13 protein-coding genes are annotated in these 13,079 nt (G+C 72.2%); 6 read left to right on the top strand and 7 right to left on the bottom strand.

Going from position 1 to position 13,079, the window contains the following annotated elements; translation table 11 throughout:
* Positions 1-7: 7 nt before the first annotated feature.
* Genes ACFY7C_RS07610 through ACFY7C_RS07600 form a run of 3 tightly spaced genes read right to left on the bottom strand, consistent with a single transcriptional unit; the run spans position 8 to position 2,458 of the window.
* A complete protein-coding gene (locus ACFY7C_RS07610; protein ID WP_389646063.1) occupies positions 8-853 on the bottom strand; it encodes a polysaccharide deacetylase family protein in 846 nt (281 codons plus the stop codon).
* A gap of 53 nt (positions 854-906) precedes the next feature.
* Entirely contained in the window at positions 907-1,773 is an 867-nt protein-coding gene (locus ACFY7C_RS07605) for a PPK2 family polyphosphate kinase (RefSeq protein ID WP_389645192.1), read from the bottom strand.
* A 52-nt stretch (positions 1,774-1,825) separates the two neighbouring features.
* The gene (locus tag ACFY7C_RS07600; protein WP_389645189.1) at positions 1,826-2,458 is read right to left on the bottom strand and encodes a TetR family transcriptional regulator; all 633 of its coding nucleotides are present in this window, start codon (positions 2,456-2,458) and stop codon (positions 1,826-1,828) included.
* A gap of 75 nt (positions 2,459-2,533) precedes the next feature.
* Here ACFY7C_RS07600 and ACFY7C_RS07595 point away from each other — a divergent pair, with 75 nt between their 5' ends.
* A complete protein-coding gene (locus tag ACFY7C_RS07595) occupies positions 2,534-3,484 on the top strand; it encodes an oxidoreductase (RefSeq protein ID WP_389645186.1) in 951 nt (316 codons plus the stop codon).
* 62 nt (positions 3,485-3,546) lie between these two features.
* On the opposite strand, the gene ACFY7C_RS07590 is transcribed toward ACFY7C_RS07595, so the two are convergent.
* The 3 genes from ACFY7C_RS07590 to zapE all read right to left on the bottom strand — a co-directional run bounded on the left by ACFY7C_RS07590 (position 3,547) and on the right by zapE (position 6,616).
* Entirely contained in the window at positions 3,547-4,929 is a 1,383-nt protein-coding gene (locus tag ACFY7C_RS07590; protein ID WP_389645183.1) for an alkaline phosphatase PhoX, read from the bottom strand.
* Positions 4,930-5,061: 132 nt separating this feature from the next.
* Positions 5,062-5,487: an OsmC family protein gene (locus tag ACFY7C_RS07585; protein ID WP_389645180.1), complete on the bottom strand. Its 426-nt coding sequence runs from the start codon at positions 5,485-5,487 to the stop codon at positions 5,062-5,064.
* A gap of 34 nt (positions 5,488-5,521) precedes the next feature.
* On the bottom strand, positions 5,522-6,616 hold the full coding sequence (zapE, locus tag ACFY7C_RS07580) for a cell division protein ZapE (protein ID WP_389645177.1): 1,095 nt from the start codon (positions 6,614-6,616) through the stop codon (positions 5,522-5,524).
* A 36-nt stretch (positions 6,617-6,652) separates the two neighbouring features.
* Here zapE and ACFY7C_RS07575 point away from each other — a divergent pair, with 36 nt between their 5' ends.
* From ACFY7C_RS07575 to msrB, 4 genes are all read left to right on the top strand, one after another.
* A complete protein-coding gene (locus ACFY7C_RS07575; RefSeq protein WP_389645174.1) occupies positions 6,653-7,534 on the top strand; it encodes a pyrimidine reductase family protein in 882 nt (293 codons plus the stop codon).
* Between the two features lie 106 nt (positions 7,535-7,640).
* Positions 7,641-8,114: an indole-3-glycerol phosphate synthase gene (locus ACFY7C_RS07570; protein WP_389645171.1), complete on the top strand. Its 474-nt coding sequence runs from the start codon at positions 7,641-7,643 to the stop codon at positions 8,112-8,114.
* Between the two features lie 149 nt (positions 8,115-8,263).
* Entirely contained in the window at positions 8,264-9,670 is a 1,407-nt protein-coding gene (murC, locus tag ACFY7C_RS07565) for a UDP-N-acetylmuramate--L-alanine ligase (protein ID WP_389645168.1), read from the top strand.
* A 22-nt stretch (positions 9,671-9,692) separates the two neighbouring features.
* A complete protein-coding gene (gene msrB, locus ACFY7C_RS07560) occupies positions 9,693-10,100 on the top strand; it encodes a peptide-methionine (R)-S-oxide reductase MsrB (RefSeq protein WP_389645164.1) in 408 nt (135 codons plus the stop codon).
* Between the two features lie 59 nt (positions 10,101-10,159).
* Here msrB and ACFY7C_RS07555 read toward each other — a convergent pair whose 3' ends face one another.
* Positions 10,160-10,609: a Fur family transcriptional regulator gene (locus ACFY7C_RS07555; protein WP_389645161.1), complete on the bottom strand. Its 450-nt coding sequence runs from the start codon at positions 10,607-10,609 to the stop codon at positions 10,160-10,162.
* Positions 10,610-10,820: 211 nt separating this feature from the next.
* On the opposite strand from ACFY7C_RS07555, the gene katG reads away from it, so the two are divergent.
* A complete protein-coding gene (katG, locus tag ACFY7C_RS07550; protein WP_389645158.1) occupies positions 10,821-13,055 on the top strand; it encodes a catalase/peroxidase HPI in 2,235 nt (744 codons plus the stop codon).
* Positions 13,056-13,079: the final 24 nt, after the last annotated feature.

Below are 13,079 nucleotides of genomic sequence, written 5' to 3'. Positions count from 1 at the left end.
GCACTTCCTAGTGGCTCATCAGCTCCGACACCTTCACGAAGCGGTAGCCCCGGGCCCGCAGTTCCGGGACGATGCGGCGGATGGCCCGCTCCGTCACCGGGGCGGCGCTGCGGGTGCAGTGCATGACGACCAGGGAGCCGGGGCGGACGCCGGAGAGGACCTGGTCGGCGACGGCGTCGGCGTTCTCGGCGAAGGCGTCGCCGCTGACCACGTCCCACTGCACGGCGGTGACGCCGGCGGGGGCGAGGGCGCGGCGGGCGTCGTCGTCGTAGCAGCCGCCGGGGAAGCGGAAGTAGGGGACGACGTTGACGGCCCCGGCGTCGCGGAAGGCGTCGAAGGCCCGCTGGACGTCGGCCGCCATGTCGGGCCGGGGCACGGTCGGCAGCCCGTAGCAGGGTTCGGCGAAGGCGTAGTGGCTGAACGAGTGGTTGGCGATCTCGAAGAGCGGGTCCGTCCCGATGGAGCGCGCCTGGTCCGGGTACTCCTCGGCCCAGCGGCCCGTCATGAAGACGGTCGCGTCCACCTTCAGCCGGCGCAGGGTCGCGATGAGCTGCGGATTGTCGAAGTGTTCGCCGCGCGCGGCGCGGGGGCCCTGGTCGGCCGTCATGTCGGCGTCGAAGGTGAGCGCGACGACCTTCTCGGCGCTCTTCGCCCGGTGCGTGTAGACGGGTGTGAGCCCGCCGGCCGCCGGGGCGAGCGTCGGCGGCGCCTTACGGGCCGGCTGGGCGGGCCGGGCGGGCGCCGCCTCGTGGCCGGGTGCGGGCGGCGCGGCCTTCGCGCCGGGCGTCCGCGTCCCGGGGGCGGACGGATCGGCCGCGCCCCCGCCGCAGCCGACGAGAACGGCACCCAACAGAGCAAGCGCCGACAGTCTTCGTACAGGAATGGTCACCCACGGAAATTAACCGATCATTGGGTGAGCAACCGCCTCCGGCACTCCGCCACGTCGAAGTCGCCCTTCGGATACCGCGGGTCCAGCTCCTCCAGGTGTTCCAGGAGCAGGCCGCTGATCGCCCAGTTGCGGTACCACTTGCGGTCGGCGGGGACCAGGTACCACGGGGTCCGGTCGGTCGCGCAGCGCCCGAGGGCGATCTCGTACGCCTCCTGGTAGGCGGGCCACAGGGCGCGTTCCTCGATGTCGCCCGGGCTGAACTTCCAGTGCTTGTCCGGATCGTCAAGCCGCTCCAGGAGACGCGCGCGCTGCTCCTCGTACGAGAGGTGGAGGAAGACCTTCACGAGGGTCACCCCGTCGTCCGCGAGGGACCGCTCGAAGGCGTCGATCTCCCCATAGCGCTCCTCCAGCTCGTCCGCCGGGACCAGGGCGCGGACCCGGGCGATGAGGACGTCCTCGTAGTGGGAGCGGTCGAAGATGCCGATCTCGCCCGCCCGGGGGAGTGCCTGGGTGATACGCCACAGGAAGGGGTGGGCGCGCTCCTCGTCCGTCGGTGCCTTGAAGGCACGGACGCGGCAGCCGGAGGGGTTGAGGTGGCCGATCACGTGTTTGACCGTGCCGCCCTTGCCGCTGGTGTCCATGCCCTGGAGCACCAGGAGCAGCCGGCGCCGGTCGCCGGCCGTGCTCGCCGCGTAGAGGCGTTCCTGGAGCTCGGCGAGGCGGGGGCCGATCGCGGTGGTGGCGGCGAGACCGGCCGCCTTGCCGTCCGGGCCGCCGGGGGTCGCCGCGGCGTCGTACGCGGAGAGGTCGACGCGCTCGCCGACCGGGACCTTCAGCAGCTCCCGCAGTGACCCCCGCGCCACGTGGCCTTCGTTCCTCGGCATCCGTCCGCCTTCCCCGTCCGGTGTCCGTCCGGTCGTCGGTTCGCTGTCGCTGCTATCGATCCTGCGCGTCCAGCGCCGGTGCCACCACCGCGAACGCCCGGTCGAGCAGCTCCAGCGGGTCCTCGGCCGCGTCGCTGTCGGCCCAGCACTGGAGCGCCGTGTGGAACGCGACCAGGGCCGTGCCCGCCGCCAGCCTCGGATACAGGTCCCCGGCCGGGTCGAGGCCCCGGCGGCCGGCCAGCTCCGCCGCGAGCGTCTCGCGCCAGTCGGCCTGCCGCTCCAGGAAGCGGGCGAGGAGCGCGGGCGTACGGAGGATCAGCTGGACCACGCGCAGGGCGCGGGCCGCGTGGTCGGCGTGGCGGTCGGTGCAGGCGGCGAGCGGTACGGCGACGGCGTGCCGCAGGGACGCGGACGGCGGCTCGTCGGCCGGGCGCCCGGCGAGGGCGGCGTGGATGTCGGCCCCCATGCCCGACAGGAACTGCACGACCACGTCCTCCTTGGAGGCGAAGTAGCGGAAGAAGGTCCGCTTCGACACCCCGGCGTCGGTCGCGATCTCGTCCACCGTGACCGCGTCGAAGCCCTTCAGGGCCAGCAGCTGGAGCGCCGACTCGGTGAGCTCGGTCGCGACCAGCAGGCGCTTGCGCTCGGCCAGGCTGACGGCGGGGGTGGTGGCGTCGGTCGTCATGGGCCGATCCTAGCCCGCCCGTGTCACTCGGAGAAGCTCTTGACACCGAGTGACACGAGCGGCAGCGTGTGACGCATGACCCGATCCTCACACTGGAACGCCGACCGCATCCCCGACCTCGCCGGCCGCGTCCTCGTCGTCACCGGCGCCAACAGCGGCCTCGGCCTCGCCACCACCCGCGAACTCGCCCGCCGCGGCGGACACGTCGTCCTCGCCGTCCGCGACGAGCGCAGGGGAAGGGAGGCGGCCCTGGGCATAGCCCGCGAGGTGCCCGGCGCCCGCCTCGACGTGCGGCGGCTCGACCTGGCCGACCTCGACTCCGTACGGGACTTCGCCGGGAAGCTGCGCGCCGACCACGAGCGCATCGACGTGCTCGTCAACAACGCGGGTGTGATGGCCCCGCCCCGCACCCTCAGCGCGCAGGGCCACGAACTCCAGTTCGCCGTCAACCACCTCGGCCACTTCGCCCTCACCGGGCTCCTCCTCGACCGCCTGTCGGCCGGCCGCGACGCCCGGGTCGTCACCGTCAGCTCGGTCCAGCACCGCAAGGGCCGGATCGACTTCGACGCCCTGGAGAACGGCGACGGCGCCCAGGGCACCCCCCGCTACTCGCCGATGGGTGCCTACAACCGGTCCAAGCTGGCCAACGCCGTCTTCGGCCACGAGCTCCACCGGCGTCTGACCGCCGCCGGCAGCCCCGTGCGCAGCCTCCTCGCGCACCCCGGCTACACCGCCACCAACCTCCAGAACGAGACCCCCGTCGCCCTCGTCCGGCTGGTCTTCGGCCGCGTCCTCGGCCCGCTGCTCGCCCAGGCTCCGAGGACCGGCGCGCTGCCCCAGCTCTACGCGGCGACCGCCCCGGACGCCGAGGGCGGCGCCTTCATCGGGCCGGACGGGCGCGGTGAACTGCGCGGCGCCCCGACGCGGGTGGCGCTCGCACCGACGGCGGCCGATCCGGAGACCGGCCGCCGCCTGTGGGAGCTGTCCGAGACCCTCACGGGGGTGCGCTACGAGACGCTGGGCTGATCAGCACCGGGGGCGGCACCAGGGCCCGCACCGGGCTCGGCGCCCCGCTCCGTCCGGGCCGATCAGCGCCACGGGCCCGTCACCGCGAAGGTCGTCCCCGGCGTGTAGCAGTTGACGTACATCGTCGAACCGTCCGGCGAGAACGTCACGCCCGCGAACTCGCCCCACTCCGGGGCCTCCGGGGTGCCGATGTTCTGCGCGCCGCGCGCCACCGCGTACACCTCGCCCTTCCGGTTGACGCCGTAGACGTGCTGCCCGCCGTCGCCGTCCTCGCAGACCATCAGGCCGCCGGTCGGCGCCAGACAGATGTTGTCCGGCGACTCGCCGGGCAGCTGGATGTCGGTGCTCGGGCCGAAGACCACGACGAGGGTGAGCCGGCGCCGGTGCGGCTCGTACTTCCACACCTGCCCGAAGTGGGTCGCCCCGGAGCCGTCCTTGGTGCGCGCGAACGACGACACGAAGTACACGGCCCCCGGGCCGTCCCCGCGCCCGCCCCAGTAGCAGCCCTCCAGCTTCTGGGCGTGGGTGATTCCCTTCGGGCCGAAGTCCTGGAGTCTGATGGGCGTCTGCGTGGCCATCGGGTCCGGCACCGGCACCCACTCCACGCCCTCGAAGCACGCGCCCGTCTCCTGGACCACCGACAGGTCCGGCACGCCCGGCACCCGCATCGCCTCCAGGGCGCCGCCCGCGCGCAGCGAACCGGTGCCGCCGAGCGGCTTGTTCGGCAGGAAGCGGTAGAACAGCCCGAACGGATGCTGGAAGGCGTCCTCCGTCTCGTACACGATCCCGCTGCGCGGGTCGACGGCGACCGCCTCGTGCTGGAAGCGGCCCATCGCGGTCAGCGGCACCGCGCCCGTGCGGAGCGGATCGGCCCCGTCGACCTCGAAGACGAAGCCGTGGTCCTTGGTGTAGCCGTTCGTGCCCGCCTTGTCCTCGGTCTCCTCACAGGTGAGCCAGGTGCGCCAGGGGGTCGGCCCGCCCGCGCAGTTGACGGCGGTGCCGGCGACGCCGACCCGCTCGTCCAGGACGTTGTTCCGTCCGTCGAGGGTGAGGACGGTGCAGCCGCCCTTGGCCGCCGGGTCGTACGTGAGCCCGTCGACGGTCGGGACCCCTATCCTCCCGGTGACCCGGTTCTCGTGGTTCCGTACGAGGTGGATCCGGCCGCGGCGGCCCGCGAAGGCGCCCATGCCGTCGTGGTTGCTGGGGACGGAGCCCTCGCCGGAGCGCAGCCGGTCGCCCTGCCGGGAGAGGACCTTGTAGGAGAAGCCGGCCGGGAGGTCGAGCAGACCGTCCGGGTCGGGGAGCAGCGGGCCGTACCCGGCGCCGGCGCCGAGGGGGGAGGCAGCCGCGCTGCCGGCGAAGAGTTCGGAGACGGCGCCGGTGAAGGCGATGCCGGCGACGGACGCGCCGGTGCGGGCGAGGATCTGACGTCGTGTTGCGGACATGAGGCAGCAACCCACTTCCTGCTGGCGGACAGGACTGATCTACGGGTGTGACGCGTGTGACCCGCATGTGTGTATCACGCAAGGTGGTGACACGTGAACATGCGGGACACGCGTTGCCTCGGTTACGGAGGATCAGACGAGCTCGGCGTCGAGCGTGATCGTCGTCCCCGCCAGCGCCTGGCTCACCGGGCAGTTCTTCTCGCCCTCCTGGGCCAGCCGCCGGAACTCCTCCGCGTCCAGTCCCGGCACCGTCCCGCGCACGGTGAGGTGGCTGCCGGTGATGCCCTTGCCGGGCACGAAGGTGACCTCGGCCGTGGTCTCCAGGCGGGTCGGCGGGGTGTCGTTCTTCGCGAGGACGTTGGAGAACGCCATGTTGTAGCAGGAGGAGTGCGCGGCGGCGATCAGCTCCTCGGGGCTGGTCACCCCGTTCGGCTCCTCGGTGCGGGCCGGCCAGGACACCGGGTACGAGCCGATGCCGGAGGAGTCGAGCGACACGGTGCCCGACCCCTTGAACAGGTCGCCCTCCCAGACGTTGCGGGCGGTACGCGTAGCGGCCATGGTGGATCCCTTTCGATCGGGTATGGCCCCCAAGCTACTGCGCCACGAGTCCCTTCGCGTCGCGCGCGAGCGCGGTGAGCCGCGAGATCGCCCGGAAGTACTTCTTCTTGTACCCGCCGTTCAGCATCTCGTCGCTGAACAGCTTGTCGAAGGGCATCCCGGAGGCGAGCACCGGGATCTCGCGGTCGTAGAGCCGGTCGGCGAGGACGACGAGCCGCAGCGCGGTCGACTGGTCGGGGACCGGCCGCACATCGGTGAGGCAGACCGCCGTCAGGTCGTCGGTCAGCGCGCCGTACCGGCTCGGGTGCACCCTGGCCAGGTGTTCGAGCAGGTGCGGGAAGTCGTCGAGCGAGGCGCCGGGCGTGGCGTACGCGGCCTTGGCGACGACCTCGTCGGCGTACGGCGCCGGGGCCTCCGGCAGGCCGCGGTGGCGGTAGTCCTCGCCGTCGATCCGCAGCGGCCGGAAGTGCGCCGACAGGCCCTGGATCTCGCGCAGGAAGTCGGCGGCGGCGAACCGGCCCTCGCCGAGCTTGCCGGGCAGGGTGTTGGAGGTGGCGGCGAGCGCCACGCCCGCGTCGACCAGCTTGCCGAGCAGGGTGGAGACCAGGACCGTGTCGCCCGGGTCGTCCAGCTCGAACTCGTCGATGCACAGGAGCCGGTGCCCGCTGAGGGTCTGCACGGTCTGCTGGAAGCCGAGGGCGCCCACCAGGTTGGTCAGCTCCACGAAGGTGCCGAAGGCCTTGAGCGCGGGCTCGGCCGGGGTGGCGTGCCACAGGGAGGCCAGCAGGTGGGTCTTGCCGACGCCGTAGCCGCCGTCGAGGTAGACCCCGCGGGGGCCGGCCGGCACCGCGGCCTTCTTCGGGGCCCTGGAGAACCAGCGGCGCCGGCCGGCGCCGGAGGCGTGGGCGCCGCCGAGGCCCTCGGCGAAGCCGCTGAGGATCTTGACGGCGTCGATCTGGCTCGGCTGGTGGGGGTCCGGGATGTACGTGTCGAAGCGCACGGAGTCGAACCGGGGCGGCGGCACCATCTCCGCGACGAGACGGTCGGCGGGGACGTGGGGCTCGCGCGAGCAGAGCGAGAGCGGGGCCGCTTCGGTGGAAGCCGCTTCGGTTATGGCACGGGTCGACACAGTTCCCCACTGTAAGCGCCATGTCAGACTGCGGGGATGCGACGCCTGTTCCCTGTGACGGACATGACAGCCGCCGGCCCCCCGGCCCCCCACGGCACGGCCGCCCCCCACGCACCGGCCTCGGCCGCCCCCGACACCACGGCCGCCCCCGACACCACGGCCGCCTCCCACACCCCAGGCTCGGCCGCCTCGGACCGGGAGTGGTCCCTCGACGAGCTCGCCGACGCCTACGCGTATCCGGCGGAGGCCGCCTTCGGCCCCTGGCTGCGCGCCAACATGGTCTCCTCGCTCGACGGGGCCGGTCAGCACGACGGCCGGTCCCAGCCGCTGTCCTCCGAGGCCGACATGCGGATCTTCGGGACCCTGCGGGCCCTGGCCGACGTGGTCGTCGTCGGCGCCGAGACCGTACGCCTGGAGGGCTACCGCCCGGCGCGGGCGCGGGAGGCCTTCGCGGCCCGCCGGGCGGCGGCCGGGCAGGGTCCGGCGCCGGTGATCGCCGTCGTGACGGCCTCACTGGACCTGGATTTCTCCCTTCCGCTTTTCACCGAGCCGCTGGTGCCGACCCTCGTCCTCACCGGAGCCGCGTCCTCCCCGGAGCGGCGGGCGGAGGCCGAGCGGGCGGGCGCGGAGGTGATGATCGCCGGCGACGGTCCCGGGGTCGAGCCGGAGCGGGCCGTGGCGGCGCTCGCGGAGCGCGGTCTGCGGCGCCAGCTGACCGAGGGCGGACCCCGTCTGCTCGGCCAGTTCGTGGCCGCGGGGGTGCTCGACGAGCTGTGTCTGACGGTCTCGCCGACCATGACCGCGGGGGGTGCCCAGCGGATCGCCGGAGGCCCCTCCGTGGACGTTCCGAAACGCTTCGCCGTGGCGTCCGTGCTGGAGCAGGACGGCTTCCTCTTCACCCGCTACCGTCGGATCTGACAATCGGCGGAATTTGTCGTTCCGCTTAGCGTCGGCTGGGCACACTTACTCTCGCAATCCCCGTGCGGGCACGGGGAAGGATGGTTTCCGCAGAAGGGCTCCTGAGGTGTTCACAAGCGTTCTGATGATCGAGAAGCCCCTGACGTCCGTCGACGTGGATTTCGTCACCACCCTGCACGGCGACGAGGGCGTGTCGTTCGTCGTGCTGATGCAGCCGCGCGGTGACCAGGCCGATGTACTGCTGCGCGCCATCGACGACGTCGCCATGGGCGAACTGAAGGAAGCGGCCCGCGAGGGCGAGGAGCCGGAGGGCAAGGCGGCACGGCCGCTCGCCGAGCAGGCCCTGGAGCACTCCCTCCAGGCACTGAGAGACGCGGGCTGCGAGGCGGTCGGACAGGTGGTCGAGGACCACCCCCTGGACAAGATGAAGTCCGTGGTCGACGAGGTGAACGCCGACGAGGTGATCGTGCTGACCGCCCCGCACTACGTGGAGGAGTTCTTCCACCGCGACTGGGCGTCCCGGGCCCGCCACAAGGTCGGCGTCCCGGTCCTGAAGCTGTTCGCGCACAACGAGGAGTAGCCGGCCCTCGCCGGGGCCCCGGGCGGGCCCGAGTCCGGGCCGCCCGGGGCCCCGGCGCCGCGGCCCGAGGGCGAGCCGCCCGGGGCCCCCGGCGCCAGCCACTAGGCTGGGACCTCGACATCCGCACGCACTCCCGGGGAGAGAACCGCATGGCACCCGCCATCCCTGCCGCCATGGAACGGCCGCACTTCATCGGCATCGGCGGTGCCGGAATGTCGGGCATCGCGAAGATCCTCGCCCAGCGCGGCGCCAAGGTCGCCGGCAGTGACGTCAGGGAGTCGGCGACCGCCGCGTCCCTGCGCGCCCTGGGCGCCACCGTGCACATCGGCCACGCCGCCGAGCACCTCGCCGACGACGCCACCGCCGTCGTCGTCTCCAGCGCCATCCGCGCCGACAACCCCGAGCTGGCCCGCGCCGCCGAGCTCGGCATCCCGGTCGTCCACCGCTCCGACGCGCTCGCCTCCCTCATGGACGGCCTCAGCGCGATCGCCGTCGCCGGCACCCACGGCAAGACCACGACCACCTCCATGCTGGCCGTGGCCCTCACCGAGCTCGGTCTCGACCCCTCGTACGCCATCGGCGGCGACCTCGCCGGCCCCGGCACCAACGCGCGGCACGGCGAGGGCGAGGTCTTCGTGGCCGAGGCGGACGAGAGCGACCGCAGCTTCCAGAAGTACGACCCCGAGGTCGCCATCGTCCTCAACGTCGAGCTGGACCACCACGCGAACTACGCGTCGATGGACGAGATCTACGAGTCCTTCGAGGCCTTCGCCGCCAAGATCCGCCCCGGCGGCACCCTCGTCGTCGGCGAGCACGCCGGCGCCCGCGAGCTGGGGGGCCGGGTCTCGGGACGGCCCGACCTGTCCGTGGTCACCGTGGGCGAGCACGAGACCAGCGACGTGTGGATCCGGAAGATCACGCCCAAGGGGATGACCAGCGAGGTCACCGTGGTCATGGACGGCGTCGAGCACACCTTCACCGTCTCCGTGCCCGGCCGCCACTACGCCCACAACGCCGCCGCCGCCCTCGCCGCCGGCTCCCGCGTCGGCATCGACCCGGCCGAGCTGGCCCAGGCGCTGACCGCCTACACCGGCGTCGGCCGCCGCCTGCAGCTGAAGGGCGAGGCCGCGGACGTCCAGGTCATCGACTCGTACGCGCACCACCCCACCGAGATGACCGCCGACCTGGAGGCCATGCGCGGCGCCGCCGGGGGCGCCCGCCTCCTCGTCGTCTTCCAGCCGCACCTCTTCTCCCGCACCCAGGAGCTGGGCCGGGAGATGGGCGAGGCCCTCGCGCTCGCCGACGCCTCCGTGGTCCTGGACATCTACCCGGCCCGCGAGGACCCGATCCCGGGCGTCACCAGCGAGCTGATCATCGCCGCGGCGCGCGCCGCGGGCGCCGATGTCACGGCCGTCCACGACAAGGACACGGTCCCCGAGGTCATCGCGGGAATGACCAAGCCCGGCGACATGGTTCTGACCATGGGCGCGGGCGACGTCACCGACCTGGGCCCGAAGATCCTGGACCGGCTCGGCCGGCTTGGCCGGCTTGCGTAGTAGGGAAGCAGGGAGCGAGCTCATGGCGTACGAGGTCGAGAAGACCGACGAGGAATGGCAGGCCGAGCTGACCCCGTCGGAGTATCAGGTGCTCCGGCTGGCCGGCACCGAGCCCGCCTTCCGCGGTGAGTACACGGACACCAAGACCAAGGGCGTCTACTCCTGCCGTGCCTGTGGAGCGGAGCTCTTCACGTCGAACGAGAAGTTCGAGTCGCACTGCGGCTGGCCGTCCTTCTACGACCCGAAGGACAGCGACGCGGTCGAACTGGTCGCCGACACCTCCCACGGCATGATCCGCACCGAGGTGCGCTGCGCCCGCTGCGGGTCCCACCTGGGCCATGTCTTCGAGGGCGAGGGCTATCCGACCCCGACGGACCAGCGCTACTGCATCAACTCGATCTCGCTGCGGCTGGAGCCGGACGAGAGCTGAGCCCCGGGGCACCGCATCCGTCCCCCTGAGCCGGCCCGCGCGTCATCGCGCGGGCCGGCTCAGTCGTTTCCGGGATCCTCCGCCGCAGGGTCCTCGGCCGCCCCGCACACCGGGCACAGTCCCCGGTACGTGATCTCCACGCCCGTCACCGTGAAACCGAAGCGCTCCGCGTCCGGCAGACCGACCAGCGGGTCGCCCGCCGGGTGGACGTCGCGGACCGTTCCGCAGCCCGCGCAGACCAGGTGCTGATGGGCGCTGTGGGCGTTCGGGTCGTAGCGCTTGGCGCGGCCCACGCTGGAGACCTCGATCACCTCGCCCAGCGAGACGAGCTCGCCCAGCGTGTTGTAGACGGTCGCGCGGGAGATCTCCGGCAGCCGCGCCGCCGCGCGGGCCAGCACCTCGTCGGCCGTCAGGTGGATGTGCTCGCCGTCGAGGACCTCGGCGACCACGCGGCGCTGGGCGGTCATCCGCCAGCCGCGTCGGCGAAGCCGTTCCAGCAGGTTGCTCATGGTCACCCAGCCTTGCACCGCGACATCAGAACGAATCGGCCATGAAGAGCGCGTGTCGGTCTGACCGTCGTATTGACTTGGACTGAGTCCACCATAGGATCTACTCCAGTAGTAGCCAAGAGGGTGTGCACCGGCCACACCGATACCCACACCGACGCCTCGGCAGTCAGTACCCGAGCTCGCGATCCGAATGGTTCGGAAGGAAGACCCGATGTCTGAGCAGAATCACGATCCGCTGGTCACCGAAGACGAGGCGGCGAAGGGGGTCGGCGGCTGCCCGGTCGCACACGACCGCGCCCCGCACCCCACCCAGGGCGGCGGCAACCGCCAGTGGTGGCCGGAGCGGCTCAACCTGAAGATCCTCGCCAAGAACCCCGCCGTGGCGAACCCCCTCGGTGAGGACTTCGACTACGCGGAGGCCTTCAAGGCCCTCGACCTCGCGGCCGTGAAGCGGGACATCGCCGAGGTGCTCACCACCTCGCAGGACTGGTGGCCGGCCGACTTCGGCCACTACGGCCCGCTCATGATCCGCATGGCCTGGCACAGCGCCGGCACCTACCGCATCAGCGACGGCCGTGGCGGCGCCGGCGCCGGCCAGCAGCGCTTCGCCCCGCTGAACAGCTGGCCGGACAACGGCAACCTCGACAAGGCCCGCCGTCTGCTGTGGCCGGTCAAGAAGAAGTACGGCCAGAGCATCTCCTGGGCCGACCTCATGATCCTCACCGGCAACGTCGCCCTGGAGACGATGGGCTTCAAGACCTTCGGCTTCGCCGGCGGCCGCGCGGACGTCTGGGAGGCCGAGGAGGACGTCTACTGGGGCCCCGAGAGCACCTGGCTCGGCGGCGACGAGCGCTACAGCGGCGACCGCGAGCTGGAGAGCCCGCTCGGCGCCGTGCAGATGGGCCTCATCTACGTCAACCCCGAGGGCCCCAACGGCAACCCGGACCCGATCGCCGCGGCCCGCGACATCCGTGAGACCTTCCGCCGGATGGCGATGAACGACGAGGAGACCGTCGCCCTCATCGCCGGTGGCCACACCTTCGGCAAGGCCCACGGCGCCGGCCCGGCGGACAACGTCGGCGCCGACCCCGAGGCCGCCCCGCTGGAGCAGCAGGGCCTCGGCTGGAAGAACTCGTACGGCACCGGCAAGGGCGCCGACGCGATCACCTCTGGCCTCGAGGTCACCTGGACCACCACCCCGGCCAAGTGGGGCCACGACTTCTTCAAGCACCTCTTCGAGTACGACTACGAGCTCACCAAGAGCCCGGCCGGCGCCCACCAGTGGGTCGCCAAGGACGCCCCGGAGATCATCCCGGACGCGTACGACGCGGAGAAGAAGTACCGCCCGACCATGCTCACCACCGACCTGTCGCTGCGCTTCGACCCGGTCTACGAGCAGATCTCGCGCCGCTTCTACGAGAACCCGGAGCTGTTCGAGGACGCCTTCGCCCGCGCCTGGTACAAGCTGACCCACCGTGACCTCGGTCCGGTCGTCCGCTACCTCGGCCCGGAGGTCCCCTCCGAGGTCCTCCTGTGGCAGGACCCGCTGCCGGCCCGCACCCACGAGCTGGTCGACGCCGCCGACATCGCCTCCCTCAAGGAGCGGATCCTCGGCTCGGACCTCACGGTCACCCAGCTGGTCTCCGCCGCCTGGGCCGCCGCCTCCTCCTTCCGCGGCAGCGACAAGCGGGGCGGCGCCAACGGCGGCCGCATCCGTCTGGAGCCGCAGCGCAACTGGGAGGTCAACAACCCGGACGAGCTCGCCCAGGTGCTGCGCGTCCTGGAGGGCATTCAGGAGTCCTTCAACTCCGCCCAGACCGGCGGCAAGCGGGTCTCCCTCGCCGACCTCGTCGTCCTCGCGGGCAACGCGGCCGTCGAGAAGGCCGCCAAGGACGCCGGCCTCGACATCGAGGTCCCGTTCTCGGCCGGCCGCGTGGACGCCTCCCAGGAGCAGACGGACGTCGAGTCCTTCGCCGCCCTGGAGCCGGCCGCGGACGGCTTCCGCAACTACGTGGGCAAGGGCCAGCGCCTCCCCGCCGAGTACCTGCTGCTCGACAAGGCGAACCTGCTGACCCTCTCCGCCCCGGAGACCACGGTCCTCGTCGGCGGCCTGCGCGCCCTGGGCGTGACCCAGCCGCAGACGGCGCTCGGCGTGTTCACCGAGACGCCGGGCAAGCTGACGAACGACTTCTTCGTCAACCTGCTCGACCTCGGCACGACCTGGAAGTCCACCTCCGCCGACCAGACCACGTTCGAGGGCCGCGACGCGGCCACCGGCGAGGTCAAGTGGACGGGCACCCGCGCCGACCTGGTCTTCGGCTCGAACTCCGAGCTGCGCGCGCTCGCCGAGGTGTACGCCTCGGACGACGCGAAGGAGAAGTTCGCGAAGGACTTCGTCGCGGCCTGGAGCAAGGTCATGGACCTGGACCGGTTCGACCTGGTCTGATCGGTCGTTTCGATCGGTCGTCCG

Source organism: Streptomyces sp. NPDC012769, assembly GCF_042901205.1.
Lineage (GTDB): Bacteria > Actinomycetota > Actinomycetes > Streptomycetales > Streptomycetaceae > Streptomyces.
The sequence above is the reverse complement of the archived record's forward strand: the minus strand, read 5'-3'. Positions and strand labels throughout refer to the sequence as shown.

What these genes read in the sequence shown, in the direction of transcription:
- msrB (WP_389645164.1), top strand. Translation starts at nt 9,693, where the DNA reads ATGGCGTACGAGGTCGAGAAGACCGACGAGGAATGGCAGGCCGAGCTG.
- ACFY7C_RS07605 (WP_389645192.1), bottom strand. Translation starts at nt 1,773, where the DNA reads ATGCCGAGGAACGAAGGCCACGTGGCGCGGGGGTCACTGCGGGAGCTG.
- ACFY7C_RS07575 (WP_389645174.1), top strand. Translation starts at nt 6,653, where the DNA reads ATGCGACGCCTGTTCCCTGTGACGGACATGACAGCCGCCGGCCCCCCG.
- ACFY7C_RS07555 (WP_389645161.1), bottom strand. Translation starts at nt 10,609, where the DNA reads ATGAGCAACCTGCTGGAACGGCTTCGCCGACGCGGCTGGCGGATGACC.
- ACFY7C_RS07590 (WP_389645183.1), bottom strand. Translation starts at nt 4,929, where the DNA reads ATGTCCGCAACACGACGTCAGATCCTCGCCCGCACCGGCGCGTCCGTC.
- ACFY7C_RS07585 (WP_389645180.1), bottom strand. Translation starts at nt 5,487, where the DNA reads ATGGCCGCTACGCGTACCGCCCGCAACGTCTGGGAGGGCGACCTGTTC.
- katG (WP_389645158.1), top strand. Translation starts at nt 10,821, where the DNA reads ATGTCTGAGCAGAATCACGATCCGCTGGTCACCGAAGACGAGGCGGCG.
- ACFY7C_RS07595 (WP_389645186.1), top strand. Translation starts at nt 2,534, where the DNA reads ATGACCCGATCCTCACACTGGAACGCCGACCGCATCCCCGACCTCGCC.
- ACFY7C_RS07600 (WP_389645189.1), bottom strand. Translation starts at nt 2,458, where the DNA reads ATGACGACCGACGCCACCACCCCCGCCGTCAGCCTGGCCGAGCGCAAG.
- murC (WP_389645168.1), top strand. Translation starts at nt 8,264, where the DNA reads ATGGCACCCGCCATCCCTGCCGCCATGGAACGGCCGCACTTCATCGGC.